Here is a 15,820-nt window from a genome sequence, read left to right as displayed (position 1 = left end):
CTTCAGCGCTCCCCGGTCGAGCCGCTCGCGGGAGCCGGCAGCTTGATCAGGCTGTCCGTGTCCTGGTTGTAGGGCGCGCCCTGCCAGGTGGCCCAGTTCGCCCGGGCACCTTGCGCTGGAACGACGAAGCTCCACGGACCGGAGTAGATGTTCGAGGAGAACTTGTTGTTCTGCTGCAGTGCGACGGCCTCCTCGATCGCGGTGCCCTTGTACGGCGACCAGGCGGGGGAGGTCCCGAAGTTCGCGAACAGACCGTTGTAGCCGCAGCCGGTCTGCGAGCTGCAGGTCGCCGGAAGCCGGCTCGGGTCGAGGCTGAAGAGATTGTTGTGCACGTGGACGTTCTGCGTCTTCCACCGGCAGTCGTCGAAGTAGGGCTGCTTCTTGATGTTGCGCTGGGTGCAGGTCTTGGCGGTGACCAGCTGAGGATTGACCAGGGTGTCGGCCTGGCTGCCCTCCGCCGGTGATCCCGAGAACCGGTCGGAGTTCTCCCACAGCACGACGCCCGACCAGTTGTCCTTGAAGACGTTGTCGCTGATCTCGAAGGTCTTGCCGGAGCCGGCTCGGACCCGCCGGTCGCTGCCCGACTCCGAGATGTAGACGGCGCCGGTCGGGAAGTTGCCGTTGGCCGGACCCTCGACGTGGCCGTTGCCGACGAACGTGTTGCTCCGGATGACCGCGTTGTAGCTGATCTCGTAGATCAGGCCCTCGGCGTCGTTGCCTTCGATGTAGTTGCCCTCGAAGAGGAATCCCGCGTTGTTCGTGTCGGCCCACAGACCGGCGCCCTTGTTGTCGTGGACCCAGTTGTTCCGCACGACCGCTCCGGTGACCTCCCAGAACTTCCCGCCGGCCGTGCACCCGCACCCCGGCCTGAGGTGCTCCCAGTCGTCGGTGTTGTTGCCGGTGATCTCGTTGCTGTCGAGCGTGATGTTCGAAACGCCCGCGATGGCGCTGTAGGTGCCGAAGCCGCTCTGCCCGTTGTGCGCCAGGCAGTTGTGGCGCAACAGGTTGCGGGTGCCGACCATGACCGCGTTCCCGGCGTTGTCCCGGATCGTGTTCCCGAGCAGCGTCCAGCTCGCCGTGGTCTCGTGGTTCACCACGCCTTCGTCGTTGTTGGAACCGTGGCGCCCGAAGTTCTGGATGGTGAGGTTCCGGATGACGACGCCGCCCGCCGGCCCGCTGAACGCGTACAGGTTCAGGTGCTGCCCGTCGATGATCGCTCCCGGCGCGCCGACGTACGTGTTGCCGGCCTTCGGCGTCACCTGGTCGTACTGGCCGGTGCCCAGGGTGTGCACTCCCGGGACGAGCCAGAACGTCGTACCGGCGGGCCTGTCCTCGGTCAGCGCAATCAGGTTCTGCGTTCGCTGCACGACGACGGCGCCACTGGGTGGTCGCGCGGGACCGGCCAGGATGGTCGGGTTGTCGCAGATCCGGGCCGGCGGAGATGCCGGTGCGGGCGCGGCCGCCGACGGCCCCGGCGCCGCGGCGGGTGGTGCTCCGGGGACGGAGACGCCGACCGAGGCCTGGGTCACCGCGGCGCGGTTCCTGGCGACGAACCCGGCGGTGACCAGGCCGGCGACCAGCAACAGAGCCCCGGAGCCGGCCAGCAGGCGGCGGGTGTTCATCGGCGTCGCACAGCGGGGTGCTCCACTGCGTACCGGTAGATCTCGAGCAGGTGCCCGATGTTCTGGGTGGGATGGAACCGGTTCTCGTACGTCGCCCTTGCCTGCAGCCCGTACTTCTCGTACCGCTCCGGAGACCGGTCGACGTCCTGGAGTGCGGTCAGCAGTTCGGCGGCGTCACCGGGCCGGAACAGCGAGCCGTCCATGCCGTCGGTGATCAGTTCGGGGAACGAGCCGTGAGCGGCCGCGATCGAGGGGACCCCGGCGGCCATCGCCTCCACGAGCACCAGCCCGAACGTCTCCTGGACCTGTGAGGGCAGCAGGACGGCGCGCGAGCGGGCGATGAGCTCGAAACACTCCTGTTTGCTCAGCATTCCGGTCACCTCGACCGACGGATGCCGCTCCGCCCAGCGTGAGACCTCTGCTTCCAGCGCTCCGCCGCCGGCGATGACCAGCCGCAGCCCCTGATCGCCCGCCGTCGAGCGGTACTCGTCCCAGGTGCGCATCAGGAACGGCAGGCCCTTGGCCTCGTCGAGGCGGCCGACGTAGGCCACCTGGTGCTCGCGTGATGCAGGTCCCGACACAGGTCCGTCGTACGGCACGAGGTTCGGTTTGACGAAGACGCGCTCCGGATCGAAGTCCATTGCGGCCAGCAACGGGATCTGGGAAGCAGTCGGCAGGACGTACGCCGAGACCAGCGAGCGCCATGCGTTCCGGTGCACGCGCCCGGCGACGACAACGGGCGCGGTCGCCAGTACCGAGCCGCGGTAACAGCGGTGCCGGATGGCGGCCGTGGAGCTGCCGTCGGCGCACTCCAGGCAGATCTTGCCGTCCCGGAAGAAGTCGCCGGTCGCACAGACCAGCCGGTAGTTGTGCAGGGTCGCGACCACCGGTACGCCGGCGTCACGGCACGCGTACAGCACGGAGGAACTGAGCAAAGGAAAAGTGTTGTGAACATGTACCACGTCAGGCTCGAACCGTCGCAGTACCGCGCTCAGGTCCCGGTGCGAGCTGCGGCTCCAGACCACGGTCGCCGGCAGGGCGGCCTTCTGCAGCGGCGACCAGCTCTCGATGTCGTCGCTGCGCCGTTCGAAGTGTTCCACCTCGTGTCCGAGGGACCGGAGGGCGTGACTCTCCTGGTCGACGACCCGGTTCTCCCCGCTGGGAGCCGCCGAGCGATAGCGGTTGTGCAGAACGAGGATTCTCATCGCGGGCCTCTGTTGAGGGTCGGCAGGAGCAGAGATGCGGCGAGGGCGAGTTCGAGCAGGGCGAGCGACGCGTCGCCGAGACCGGTCTCGGTGAAGCTGGAGACGATGGCGTAGCCGACCAGGTACAGCGCGAGCGCCCGGTGGACGCCGTGCGGGCGGAACGAGGCGGTGATCAGCAGGAACAGGAGCATCGCGATGTTGATCGCCACACCGACCAGCCCGAGCTCGTAGTAGGTGGAGATCCAGTTGCTGTCGATCGCCAGGCCGTTGAACGATTTGTTGGTCAGTCCAATGCCGAACAACAGCTCGAACCACCCCCGCGGCTTGGACAGGACCTGGTCCCAGACCACGGTGCGCCCGGTCAGGTTCGACAGTTGCGAGGTGTCCTGACCGCGGGCGATCCAGGTGGTCAGCACCGAGGACAGGCTGAGTGCGCCGATCGAGACGATGACCGTTCCGGTGGCGAACGCCCGGCGGACGCGGGCCCGGGTGCGGAAGAGGCTGAGCCCGGCGATCAGGAGGCCGGCCGCCATCGACACCAGCGCCGTGCGGGTGTGGCTGAGCAACAGGATCGGCAGGGCGACCGTCGCGGTGATCAAGGCCGTCCTCCGCTGGATCGTGCCGGACATCCAGAGGATCGCGGTCAGCCCGATCGCGGTCGCGGCGTACCGGCCGACCTGCGTCGGGGGGATCGGCCAGATGGCGCCGCCCAGGCGGCCTTCGGTCCCCATCGCGACGCCCGGTGCGACGACGTACCCGACCAGAACGGAGCCCAGGACGATCCCGACGATGGTCAGATGTGCCTTGACGAGGAGCAGATCACGCCGGCCCCACCAGGGGGTCAGCAGCAACAGGGTCAGCAGGAACGCGATCAGGCGGCAGACCCGGTAGAGGCTGCCGAAGATGAACTCGCTCCGCAGGCTGTCCATCACGGCGACCCCGGCCATAACGGTCACCAGCAGGATGAAGGTGCTCCGGCGGATCGATCCCCGGCGGTTGATGCTCATGGCAAGGATCAGGGCCACGCCGAGGGATCCCTGGGTGATCAGCTTGCCGATGATCCCCGGGATGGGCAGCAGGTGCCCCGCGCCGGGATAGAACGGGATGACGTTGAGGACCAGCAGCCCCCAGCAGGTGTAGATCCGGCGCCGGACCGTCCGCGGCCCTGGCACCGACCGGACGGCCGGCGCGGTGCCGAGGAGCGGCGGAGCGGTCATGGGGCGACCACTCCGAAACCGGACCCGGCCGCAGCCTGCCCGGCCGCTCCGACCTGAGTGCGCTCCTCGTTCTGCCCGTTCTGCCCGTTCTGCCCGGTCTGCCCGGTCTGCCCGGTCTGCCCGGTCTGCTTGGCGTGTTCGGTCGACTTGGTCTGCTCGGCGTGCTCGGTCTCCGTCTCCCACTGCCCGAGGCTGTCGTCGGTGCGGTCGGCGCGCAGCAGTACGGCGGTTTCGACGTGGAGGCCGGCGAGCCGGATCATCTCGCCGGTGGCGTGCAGGGTCGTCGCGTTGGACCGGCCCGCGGTCGCCACGAGCGCCGCCCGGGAGGCCCAGGCCCTGAGGTAGTCGGCGCCCAGCGCGGGGGAGAGGGTCGCGTGGACCAGTACGACGTCGGCGGCGGCCCAGACCGCGCGCAGAGCCTTCTCCTCGTCGGTGTCCCCGTCCGCTTCCTCGTGCAGGCGAAGACCTTCGAGGGCGCCGGTGCCCGACGCCGGGCGATGGACGTTGACCGGTAGGTCGGCGTCCGTTACCGGTGCCTCGAACGTGCCCGGCTTCTTGATGCCGAATCTGGCCGCGAGGTCACCGGTGTCGGTCAGATCCGCCACCAGAACCCGCTGTCCGTGTTCGGCGAAGGACCGCGCGAGCAGGGCGACCAGGCGTGCACAGTCCTTCGTCGTGTCGATGCTCACGACGGCGAGGGCCGGTGCTAGCCCGTCCTCGCCCGTGACGGTCCAGCCCAGGTGCCGCACGACTGGTCCGAGGTCGGGCTCCGGTGCGCGGAGCCGGCGGATGGTCGGCCGGCGGCGGAGCCGCGGGCGTCCGATGCTCAACCGGATCGGTACACCGAGTGCCTGGGCAACGTCCTGCCGCCGCCAGAGCCGGTCCGAGATCATCGCCCGGACGACGATGAACCCGATCCCGAGGAACAGACCCACCATGAGTCCGGAGCCGGTCGCGACGATCTGCGTGTGCCGCCGCGACACCCGGACCGGCGAGGCTTGGTCGAGGACGCGGCTGCTGGTCATCCGTGCGGCAGACACCTGCTGGTCGAGGAGTTGCTGCTCGATGTAGCGCTGATTCTCCCGCGCCTGGCCGAGCCTGGCCGTCAGTGTGGTGGTGGGTGCGGACGCGTCGCTGGGGTCGCCGCCCGCTGCCCGGACCGCCGCCTCGGCACGCTTCACCGCGGTGGCAGCCGCCGCGAGATCGGCTTGCAGAGGCGCCGCCTGCTCGGCGATCTGCTGGTTGCGGAACACCAGGTAGGCGCTGGCGATGGTGTCGGCGAGAGCAGTCGCCTCGGCGCTCGTCGGTGCCTTGGCGTCGATCTCGAGGACACGGCCGGTCAGGGCCGTCGCGGAGTACCGCTTCAGCAGCTGGTCGGGCGTGTCGGCGAGGCCGAGCTTCTGGATGGCTACCTGCGCCACGGCCCGGGTGGTCACCAGGCTGGCGTCGGTTGCCATCGCAGTCTCGAGGTTGTCGCCCTCGCGGTGGGTCAGGAGCAGCTTGGCCGACGATTGGCTCGCGGGCGGCATGACGAAGGGGACCGCCGTACCGAGGGCGAGGCCGAGGATCGCGACGGCGATCCACAGCCGGGCGTGCCGGCGGACGGCGTCCTTGAGGAAGCGGAGGGTGACGAGCCCGTCCGGTGGATAGCTGTCGGTGCGTTCGTCGATGCCGTACAGCTCGTCGTCGTCCGACCAGACGGTCTCGGGGCCTGGCTGCTCGGCCTTCCATTGTTCGCTCATCGGGCTCTCCTCCGGGCCGCACCGCTGAGCAGGGTCGGGAGGCTGGCGCCGGACCGCCGCATGGAGCGCGGCACCCGCCCGATGGTGCGGTCGGACGGATCGGGATCCGTCACGATGATGCCGTCGATGGTGCGGTCGGCGTCGTCGGCGGCGACCGCGAGCCGGGCGAGTTCCTCGGCGGTCACAGCGCCCGCGGCCACCGCGACCACAGTCGTGGAGGTGCCGAGCACGCCGTTCAGTTGCGGTTCGTCGCGGTCCACGACGACGACCAGGATGTCCAGCTGGACCCGGTTGCCGGATCCCACGACGGTCCCCGGCACGACGGCGGGCGCTTCGTGGTAGTTGCCGACGACCAGCGAGGTGGCGATCCCGATCGACTTGGCGTACGCGGCCAGTTGCGGCCCGAAGGGGAGCGCGGCCTCGTCCTCGGTGAACGAGATCACCGTCAGCGAGGTCGAAGTGTTCTCCTTCGGGTCCAGGCCGAGGTGGTGCAGCGTCTTGCGAAGACTCCACGCGTCGACGGCCGGGGGCGTGTACCGGTCGAGCAGGTTGCTCCAGTCGGAGACGCCTTTCGCCCGGTACGACGAGACCGACGCGAGGACCGGGAGGCCGATCGCGTCGGCGATCTCGTCCCGCAGCCGGAGCCGCCGGTCGCTGCGGGCGATGACCAAAGCCGCGACCGCACCGAGAAGTGCGCCGCCGACCAGACCGAGGAGTCCGTAGAGAGCGAGGTGCGGGGCCAGCCCTCCGCCGCTGGCCGTCGTCGCCCGCTCCAGGACCCTTGCGCCGGTCTTCTTGCCCAGATCACCGGGCAGCTTCTGTTCCGTCGTGACGAACACCAGGTAGACGTCGGCGACCGCGTTCGCCAGACTGGTCGCCTGCCGCCGGCTGACGCCCCGGCTCTTGATCTGGATCACGTCGGCGGTCGCGGACTGCACCTTGATGCGCTTCTTGACCTCTTCGACGCCGAGGACCGGACTGACGTTCTGGCCGGCGCTCTTGAGGACAGGTTCGCTGCTCGCGATGAAGACCTGGGTGTCGATGTTCTGCTCGCTCGATGCCGCCTGGCCCTCCACTTTCGGTGGTGCCGGCAGCAGCACCAGCGACGAGGCCGAGTACTGCGGGGGGATCAGCAGACCTGCGCCGATCCCGCCGAGCAGTCCGACGGCCGCCACGGCGCCGACGAGCCGCCGATGCCGCAGGATCGCCCGAAACGCCTTCTTGACGTCGAGTTCTTGCGTGCTCACGGGTACCTCCTCAGCCGCAGGCGCTCTCCGTACAAAGGAGCGGCGAGCGTCCGCCGTGATACACGGGTTCAGGTAGACAGCCGGAATCTGGTCACCATCGGGGTCGGCGCCTCCGATCGGCCGCTGCCGAGCAGGGTCGCCGAGGGCACCTTGTGGCCGAAACGCCCGGAGTACCAGCCGAGGATCGGGTCGGTCTCACCGCGGTGCACTGTCCAGGACAGTCCTGGTGGCAGTTCGACGACCGCTGAGCCGGTGGACCATTCCAGGCGTCCGGTCGTGCCGTCCAGCTCCGCCGACACCTCAGGTCCCAGATGCCAGGCGACCCGTACGTCGGTTGCGGCGTCGAGGTGGTCCTCCACGCACAGCACGCCGTGGTCCAGTACGGCGGTCCGTCGATGCGTCACGGGGGCGTAGCCGTCGTGTTCGGCATCCCAGCTGTTCTCGTCGTGCCGGCGTACCGTGCCGGTCGCGCCGCGCAGCCAGAGGAACGGGCCGCCCCAGGTGGACTGCTCGGTACCCGCTACCTCGACAGTGTTGTGGGCGATCGTGGAGCGGAAGTAGTCCCGCCACTCCTCCTCACCGTGATAGCAGTACGTCCCCGGGTCGGCGAGGATGTCGACGCCGTCGACGCGCACCTCGAGCGAGAGCGCGTCGGAGTGGGCGTGGGCGGCGATGGAGAGGAAACCGTGCGGACCGGCGTCCGCACGGCACCAGATCTCCCGGCCGGTGTCCCGGCTCCTCAGGATGGTCAGACCGGCGTCCCGGAAGTGGTCCGGTCGTTCGGCAGGCCGGTCTGGTTGCTGGGCGTTGACCAGCGAGCCGACGATGACCGAGGTCGCTGTTGGAGGGCTGTCCGGCCACCAGGGCGCGGCGCCGACCACGGCAGCGCCGAGGGAGAGGTACGCCGACCAGTTGCTGATGTCTGGTGGGTCGAGGACCAGCGCCATGCCTTCGTCGTCGTCACCTTGGCGTGGTGGCCGCAGGGTCGTGTCGACGATCGCTGCGGCCACATCGACGGTGCGGGTCAGCAGGGCCCAGGTCTGCGGGCTGAGCGGATGGCCCGCGAGGTCGGCCTCCAGGGCGGCGTACAGACCGAGCTCGGAGACGAAGCGGTGGTAGTCGGTGGCCAGCTCGCGGTTGACGCCGGACGGGAACGTGTTGGCGTCGAGTTCCTTCTCCAGCAGCGCTGCGGCATCAGCACGCCAGCGGGCGCTCTTGGTGAACCAGGGGAACGCGCAGGCGCCGACGAGTTGGCCGGCCGCTTCTGCGATCACGTGGTTGTTGGCCGAGGAGCCGTGGCTGCGGAACGCGGCGAGATAGCGCTGGTGCCAGTAGATCTGCTGGAGCGCCGACTCGTTGTGCTCGAACAGGTCCGTGATCTCGGGCCAGTCGTTCAGCAGCCGGCGGATCCAGGTCCAGCTGATCAGGCGCAGGCCGAGCTCGATGCCGCTCGCCCAGTGCACGCCGGACAGGAACGGGTTCGACCGCCACCAGTCGTTGAGGTGGTCGGCGACGCGTTCGGCGTACCGGTCGTCGTGGGTCAGGTACCAGGCCGCGGCCAGCTGGGTGAGGTGGTGGTGACGGGACAGCTCCCACACCTGCTTGATGTTGCCGACCGCTGCTTCGTTGCGGTGGTTCAGCTTGAAGACGTACTGCGCCGGGTCGGACCGGCGGCCCGTGACCGGGTCGCGGAACCAGTCCGGTGCGCGGAGGTCGGTGCGCTCGACGCCGAGGACCTCGAGGTTCCCGGCCAGGACGGCGTCGGCGGTCTCGATCACCGCCTTCCGGGCGTCGTCCGGTACGGCGCTCGCGGTTCTCGGCGGCAGCGTCGTACCGAAGGTCAGGTCCTTGCGGAGCGGGAGGTGGATCGCCGCGTCCTGCCCGGGCCTGACGTGCTGGTAGGCCCAGGCAGTACGGCGTCCGGCATCGCGGGTTCGCCAGATGATTTCGGTGGGGGACATCCGGCGGAGGCGGCGGACGTACCAGCCCAGAGGCTGGCGGCTCACACGTGCTCCGGTTTGCCACTTGCGAGACTGCGGTCGACGGCGATCGTCGCGCGGGTGGTGGCGACCAGCGCGTCGAACGGGATCGGCATCGGGCCACCGGACTGCACGGCGGCGACGAAGCGTTCGAGTTCGGTGCGCTGGCCCTTGTCGGTACTGCGGGACTTGCGGGTGGACGGTTTGCGTCCGGTCCACAGCGAGGCGCTCTGGAAGTTGTCGAAGCGGGCGTTGCGGCCGGCGCCGGTGATGTCGATCGTTTCCTTCGGGAAGCGCGCGTTGCCGCCACCGACGTAGCTGATCGTGCCGACGGAACCATTCGCGAACCGGAGCGTGACGACGAGGTCGCCGGTGTCCGGTCCGGGTACGGCGTACACCTCGGTCGGGAGACTGTTCAGCCACCAGGTCAGCGTGTCGATGAAGTGGCCGCCTTCACCGGCGAACCGGGTGCCTTCCTTGCCGGCGTCGAGGTACCAGCTGGTGGAGTCGAGCTTGCCGGCGTTCACCAGGTAGCGCAGCGAGAAGCTGCCGCCCGGGTTGCCGAAGCGGTCCTTGAGATCGGTCAGCAACGGCGCGAACCGGCGGTTGAACCCGACCATCAGCCGATCGTTGCCGGTCGCCTGCACCGTGGCGACTATCCGGTCCAGCTCCTCGTCGGTCAGCGCCAGCGGCTTCTCGACGAAGACGGCCTTCCCGCTCTCCAGCGCCCGGCAGGCAAGCTCCGCGTGCGAGCTGTGCCGGGTCACCACGAACACGGCATCCAGACTGGCGTCTTCCAGGACCTCGTCCGCGGTCGTGGAAACCGCCTCGAATCCGAACCGCCGCTGGGCATTGGCCGCCGACAACGACTTGTTGGTGGCCACCCGCGCCAGCACGGCCCGCCCGTCCTTCTGCAGATGCGGCAGCAACATGCTCGACGCGTAGTTCCCGGCCCCGATGAACCCCATCCGCACGCCACCACTCGTGGGTGCGGCAGGACGTGCCGCGGTTGTCGTCGCCGTCGGTGCAGCTGCCTGAGGTACGTCGGGGTACTCGAACAGGAAGCCGACGCCTGGATAGGCGCCGCTGCTGAGCTTCTGGTAGACCTCCGTGGCGTCCGCGATCGGGAAGGTGCTGGCGATCAGCGAACCGATGTCGATCTGTTCGCGGGCGATCAGGTCGACGAAGCACTCGAGGTTGCGGCGTTCGGTCCAGCGGACGTAGCCGGCCGGGTAGTCGATGCCCTGGAGCTCGTAGCGGTCGTCGTACCGGCCAGGACCGTAGGAACGGGAGAACCGGACGTCCAGCTCCTTGTCGTAGTACGCGTTCCAGGGCAGGTCGAGTCTCGTCTTGCCGATGTCGACGACACGGGCGCGGTCGCGGGCCAGGCGAGCGGCCGTCTCGACCGGACCGTTCGAGTGACCGCCGGCGGCCAGCAGGATGCGGTCGGCGCCGAGACCGTTCGACGCCTCCAGCAGCGCTCGCTCGAGCGTCGCTACCCCTGCCTCGTCGGGCGACGAGCAGTGCAGCGCCCCCGCCTTCTCGGCCATCCGGCACCGGTCTTCGACCGTGTCGATCCCGAACACCCGGACCCCAGCGGCAACAAGCAGCCGCACAACCAGCTGCCCGACAAGCCCGAGCCCGATCACCACAGCTGTGTCCCCGAGCTGGACCTCTGCCTGCCGCACGCCCTGCATCGCGATCGCACCGACGGTGGAGAACGCCGCCTGCTCCGGCGGCACGCCGTCGGGCACCGGCACGCACAGGTTCAACGGCACCCAGTTGTACTCCGCATGCAGCGCGAACTCGTTCCCCGCCGCGGCGACCAGCTGTCCGACACTGAACTCCTCGGCGCCGGCGCCGACCTCGACCACCACACCACACAGCGAGTACCCGAGCGGCGTGTACGAGTCGAGCTTGTTCATCACCTTCTTGTAGGTGTTGAGCGCGCCCTGCTGGGCAACGGAGTCCAGCACCTTCCGCACCTGGTCCGGCCGGGCCTTCGCTTTGCCGACCAGGGACAGCTTCGCCTCGCCGACCTTCATCAGCTCGGTCCCGGTGGAGATCAGTGAATAGAGCGAACGAACCAGCACGCCACCCGGCGCACAGGCCGGCGGCGGTACGTCGAGAACCGCCAGCTCGCCGGACTTGTAGTTCTGCGCAACCTGTTTCATGCCAGTCCTTCAGAAAGAGAAGAGTCTTCAGAGTGAGGTGATGGTGACGCCCATTGACCGCATGTGCCGCGTCCAGGTCTCCAGGGTCAGCAACTGCCAGATCTGCTTGGAGTAGTCCTCGCGCCCGGCCCGCTCGTCGTCGACCAGCTTCTGTACGGCGGCCTGCCGCAGGAACCCGCTCCCGACCAGCTCCCCGCGCAGCAGTACGTCGTCCACCAGTTCGCGCAGGTCGTTCCGCACCCACGCCCGCAGCGGCGCACTGAACGACGCCTTCGGCCGGTAGATGATCTCCTTCGGCAGCCAGGCCTCGGCCGCCTTCTTCAACGCCAGCTTGCTGACCCGGCGGTGGATCTTCTCGCTGCCCGGGATCGAGAACGCCGCCCGCGCGACGACCGGGTCCACGAACGGGGTCCGTACCTCGGTCGACGCCGCCATGCTGGACCGGTCCGTGTACGCGAGGTTCAGTCCCGGCAGGAACATCCGCGAGTCCGCGAGGCACATCCGGTTGACGTGATCAGTGAGAGTCGTGTCGTGGTAGATGTCGCTGTGCTCGGCGAGCAGCTTCCCGACGTACGGGTCCAGGTCGGGGCTGATGAGGCCGGCGAGCTGGTCGGCGTCGTACATCGTGTAGCTGCGCCGGAACGCCTCTTCCTCCGGCAGGTTCGAGAACGTCTCGAACCGCTTTGCCCAGCGCGCGTACCGCAGTCCGCGACCGTTCGCGGTCACCGGGAGCCGCCGTACCGCCGGGCCGATCACACCGTTCCGCAGTACGCCGGGGAGCCGCTGGTACTGCGCTCCCATCACGCACGCGAGGTGCTTGCGGTACCCGCCGAACAGCTCGTCGGCGCCCATTCCGGACAGCAGCACCTTCACGCCCGCGTCGCGTGCGGTGTCGCACATCAGCAGCGTGTTGATCGCGGCCGGGTCGCCGATCGGCTCGTCCAGAATGTCGACAATCCGCGGAAGTAGCTCGACGACATCGGGTGCGATCTCGATCTCGTGCAGGTCGATCCCGAACTGGCGGGCCACCTTCCGCGCGTAGACCGCGTCGTCCGGCATGGCCTCGAGCTTCTGGTCCTCGGCGCGGAAGGTGATCGTGTACGAGTCGACACCGGGATCCATCTGCTTCGCCAGCACGGTGACGAGGCTGGAGTCGAGGCCGCCGCTCAGGAACGTCGACACCGGCACGTCGGCCACGAGGTGCGCGGCAACGGACTCCTCGATGACCTGCCGCAGGTCGGCGCGGGGACCGGCAGCGGCCTCCGTGGCGACGTCGGTCACCCGCCAGTACGTCTCGTGCCGGCTGCTGCCGTCCGGCCGGAACTCCGCCCACGAACCCGGCGGCAGCTTGTCGACGCCGTCGATCGCGCAGCGCTGTTCGGGCAGCCAGTAATACAGCATGGACGCGATCAGTGCGCCCGGTTCGGTGCGCAGCTCGGTGCCGACCGCGGCGACGAGGGCCTTCAGCTCGGACGCGAAGATCACGCCGCCCTCACGGCGGAGGAAGTACAGCGGCTTGATACCGAGTGGGTCGCGGGCGAGATACATGCTGCCGCTGTCCTCGTCCAGCATCGCGAACGCGAACATGCCGCGGAAACGTTTGAGCGCGTCCGGGCCCCAGCGACGCCAGGCCTCCAGCACCACCTCGGTGTCGCCGTTGGTCCGGAAATGCACCCCCGACTTGGAGAGCTCGGCCCGGAGTTCCTTGTAGTTGTAGAGCTCGCCGTTGTAGCAGATCGTCAGACCGCGCTTGCTGAACGGCTGGTCCGCGGCCGACGACAGGTCGATGATCGACAATCTGCGATGTGCCAGGTAGGCACGGACGTCGCCCTCGTCGAACGCGTACAGCCGATCGGCGTCCGGGCCGCGATGGGCGATGCGGTCGCTCATCGCCTCCGCGAGCGCGAAGCCGTCGCGCTGCTGGTAGCAGCCGGCGATGCCGCACACAGTCAGGATCCCGTCGCGTTGCGGATACCGGCCACGGTGCCGAGGTGGCTGACGTGTCCGGTGAGCTGGTCGTACACCTCGAGGTACGCCTTCTGCTGGTGCTTCCACGCGAGCACCTGCTCGACGCGTTCGCGGCCGAGTTTCGCCATCCGGCGCCGGCGTACCTGGTCGTCGAGCAGTGCGACGATCGCGTCGCCGTACTGCGCCACGTCGTTCGGCTCGACGTACACCGCGGCGTCCGCGGCGGAGACCTTGGTCTCGATCAGGTCGAAGGCGACGACGGGGAGCTCGAAGGCCATGTACTCCATGGTTTTGTTCATTGTCGACACGTCGTTCAGCGGATTCTTCGGATCCGGCGACAGGCCGAGGTCCGCGGTCGACATCACCGCGAGGACCGTCTCGTCCGGCACCCGGCCGGTGAACTCGACGTACTCGGTCAGCCCGAGCTCGTCCCGCAGCGCGACCACGTCGTCGAACGAGTCGCCGCCACCCATCAGCGTGAAGGCGATATCGGTGCGCTGCAGATTGTTGACAATATGATCGGCAGCGCGCACGACGATGTCGACGCCGTCCTGCGGGCCCATCACGCCGATGTAGGTCACCAGGTAGCGGTGACCGCGGCGCAGCGACTCGTCCGCTGCGCCGCGGAGCAGTTTGTCCGGGTCGGGCCCGGTGCGGACCACGGTCACGTCGTGATTCGCCTTGCCGCTGCGTGTGATCGCGATCCGGCGGTACGAGTCGTTCGTCGAGATCACGTGGTCGGCCTTGCGGTGCGTCATCCGCTCGAGGAAGCGCAATCCCTTGTACGGAAGGCTGGTCGTGCCGCCGAAGCGGGACTGGAACAGTTCCGGGCACAGGTCGTGGTGGTCGAAGACGAACTTCGTCCCGTCCAGCCGGCGCAACAGCATCGCGATCGGCCAGAAGATGTCCGGCGGGTTGCAGGCCTGCAGGACCTTGAACTTCCCGGCCTTGCGGGCCCGGAAGACCAGCCGGAGCGTGGCCAGGAACGAGTAGGCGTACTCCCAGACGAAGCTGACCTTGCTGCCGCCCGGCGCGTACGCGTTGTACTTGTGCACGGTCACCCCGTCGATGACCTCGTACGACGGATCGCCGGGACCCTTCGGGCAGACGACCGTGACGTCGTACCCGGCCGCCACCAGCGCCTGGCACTCCAGCCAGACTCGGCGGTCGAACGGCACCCAGAGGTTCTGGATGATGATCAGGACGCGCGGACCGCTCACCAGCCCACTCCTTCGTATCCGTGCAGCGCCTCGACATCGGCCCCGAGCCGGCCGCTCAGGTCGATGGTTCGCGCCGGTGGTGTTCTGAGCAGCGCCTCCACAGCGGGCCGGTCGGTCGCCGCGACGATCGCCACGTCGGCGCCGGCCAGCGCCGCGTCGGGGTCGTCGGTGAGAACCCGCTGCAGGTGCGGGAGCTTGGATGTGACGTGTCGCAGGTTCGCGCCGACGAGGCGGCCCGGGTTCACGATCGCGTCGTAGATCCGCAGGTTGTAGCCCTTGCCGATCAGCCGTTCGGCGAGCTCGACGTTGGGGCTCTCGCGCAGGTCGTCGGTGGCGTGCTTGAAGCTGAGGCCGAGCAGCGCGATCTCGCGGCCCGGGCCGGCGATCACGCGGTCGACGACGTCGCGGACGCTCCGCTCGTTGGTGGCGAGCGTGCCGGCCAGCAGCGGGAGCTCGGTGTCGTTGATCCGTGCGAGGTGCAGGACGCTGCGCAGGTCCTTCGGGAGGCAGGAGCCGCCGAACGCGAACCCTGGCTTCAGGTAGTACGGCGAGATGTTCAGGCTGGTGTCCTGGACGAAGATCTTCATCACCTCGCGCGAGTCCACGTCGAAGTGCCGGAAGATCCGCCCCATCTCGTTCGCGAACGAGACCTTGGTGGCGTGGAACGCGTTGCAGGCGTACTTGAGTGCTTCCGCCGTACGGACGTCGACCACCTGGACGTCCTTGCCGAGGAACGCGAACAGGTCGGTCAGAGCGGTACCGACCTTCGGGTTGCGGGTGCCGACCACGACGAACGGCGGCTCGTAGAAGTCCGCGAGACCGGAGCCCTCGCGCAGGAACTCCGGGCACATCGCCGTACCGAACGTGAGCCCGTCCGGCGGCGGCATCTCGGCCAGCACCTGGGCGACCACCTCGTCGACGGTGCCCGGCGGGACCGTGCTGCGAATGACGATGCTGTGAAAACCCGACTCCGGCCGGAGGACGACCTGCGCCGCCTCGGCGATGTCACGCACCGCGCGCTTGATGTAGGTCAGATCCGTACTGCCCGCCTGCGTCGACGGTGTGCCGACACAGATCAGCGAGACATCGGCCCGCTCGAGCGCGAGCCGCGGATCGGTTGTCGCGTGCAACCGTCCCGACGTGGCACCCGCCGCGACCAGATCGTCCAGTCCCGGTTCGACGACCGGGCTGTGACCCTGGGCGATCGGCTCGACCTTCGCAGTGTCGACATCCACGCCCCACACCTCATGCCCAGCAGCCGCCAGACATGCCGCCGTCACCGACCCCACATACCCCAAGCCGAATACGGCAACCTTCATAACGCCCCCCACAGGCTCATGACGCGGTCTCCCCACGTCCCCACAGCGCCCATGAGAGCGCCCGCCCCACCCCCCTGATACACCCCGGCGGAAATCTCCCCCGAGAAATCCAAGCGGTCAGGACGAC

General features: G+C 68.7%; 10 protein-coding genes. All 10 read right to left on the bottom strand.

Annotated elements, in window-relative coordinates:
- Window positions 1–2: 2 nt before the first annotated feature.
- The 10 genes from EV647_RS05305 to EV647_RS05260 all read right to left on the bottom strand — a co-directional run bounded on the left by EV647_RS05305 (window position 3) and on the right by EV647_RS05260 (window position 15,693).
- The gene (locus EV647_RS05305; RefSeq protein ID WP_133999227.1) at window positions 3–1,622 is read right to left on the bottom strand and encodes a right-handed parallel beta-helix repeat-containing protein; all 1,620 of its coding nucleotides are present in this window, start codon (window positions 1,620–1,622) and stop codon (window positions 3–5) included.
- Window positions 1,619–2,827, bottom strand: coding sequence for a glycosyltransferase (locus tag EV647_RS05300; RefSeq protein WP_133999224.1), 1,209 nt, complete (start codon window positions 2,825–2,827; stop codon window positions 1,619–1,621). Before EV647_RS05300 ends, EV647_RS05305 begins: the two co-directional genes overlap by 4 nt.
- Window positions 2,824–4,044 carry an O-antigen ligase gene (locus EV647_RS05295; RefSeq protein ID WP_133999221.1) on the bottom strand — a complete coding sequence of 407 codons (1,221 nt, stop codon included), beginning with the start codon at window positions 4,042–4,044 and terminating at the stop codon, window positions 2,824–2,826. Before EV647_RS05295 ends, EV647_RS05300 begins: the two co-directional genes overlap by 4 nt.
- Window positions 4,041–5,786 carry a Wzz/FepE/Etk N-terminal domain-containing protein gene (locus EV647_RS05290; RefSeq protein WP_133999218.1) on the bottom strand — a complete coding sequence of 582 codons (1,746 nt, stop codon included), beginning with the start codon at window positions 5,784–5,786 and terminating at the stop codon, window positions 4,041–4,043. Before EV647_RS05290 ends, EV647_RS05295 begins: the two co-directional genes overlap by 4 nt.
- Window positions 5,783–7,033: a Wzz/FepE/Etk N-terminal domain-containing protein gene (locus EV647_RS05285; RefSeq protein ID WP_133999215.1), complete on the bottom strand. Its 1,251-nt coding sequence runs from the start codon at window positions 7,031–7,033 to the stop codon at window positions 5,783–5,785. The genes EV647_RS05290 and EV647_RS05285 overlap by 4 nt, the downstream gene beginning before the upstream one ends.
- A gap of 68 nt (window positions 7,034–7,101) precedes the next feature.
- A complete protein-coding gene (locus EV647_RS05280) occupies window positions 7,102–9,039 on the bottom strand; it encodes an alginate lyase family protein (RefSeq protein ID WP_202876045.1) in 1,938 nt (645 codons plus the stop codon).
- Window positions 9,036–11,186 carry a bi-domain-containing oxidoreductase gene (locus EV647_RS05275; RefSeq protein ID WP_133999212.1) on the bottom strand — a complete coding sequence of 717 codons (2,151 nt, stop codon included), beginning with the start codon at window positions 11,184–11,186 and terminating at the stop codon, window positions 9,036–9,038. Before EV647_RS05275 ends, EV647_RS05280 begins: the two co-directional genes overlap by 4 nt.
- A gap of 27 nt (window positions 11,187–11,213) precedes the next feature.
- Complete coding sequence (gene asnB / locus EV647_RS05270) at window positions 11,214–13,133, bottom strand: asparagine synthase (glutamine-hydrolyzing) (protein WP_133999209.1); 1,920 nt, start codon at window positions 13,131–13,133, stop codon at window positions 11,214–11,216.
- Between the two features lie 2 nt (window positions 13,134–13,135).
- A complete protein-coding gene (locus tag EV647_RS05265) occupies window positions 13,136–14,374 on the bottom strand; it encodes a glycosyltransferase family 4 protein (protein ID WP_202870835.1) in 1,239 nt (412 codons plus the stop codon).
- Complete coding sequence (locus tag EV647_RS05260; RefSeq protein WP_133999206.1) at window positions 14,371–15,693, bottom strand: UDP-glucose/GDP-mannose dehydrogenase family protein; 1,323 nt, start codon at window positions 15,691–15,693, stop codon at window positions 14,371–14,373. Before EV647_RS05260 ends, EV647_RS05265 begins: the two co-directional genes overlap by 4 nt.
- Window positions 15,694–15,820: the final 127 nt, after the last annotated feature.

The organism is Kribbella sp. VKM Ac-2566 (assembly GCF_004366005.1).
Lineage (GTDB): Bacteria > Actinomycetota > Actinomycetes > Propionibacteriales > Kribbellaceae > Kribbella > Kribbella pratensis.
The sequence above is the reverse complement of the archived record's forward strand: the minus strand, read 5'-3'. Positions and strand labels throughout refer to the sequence as shown.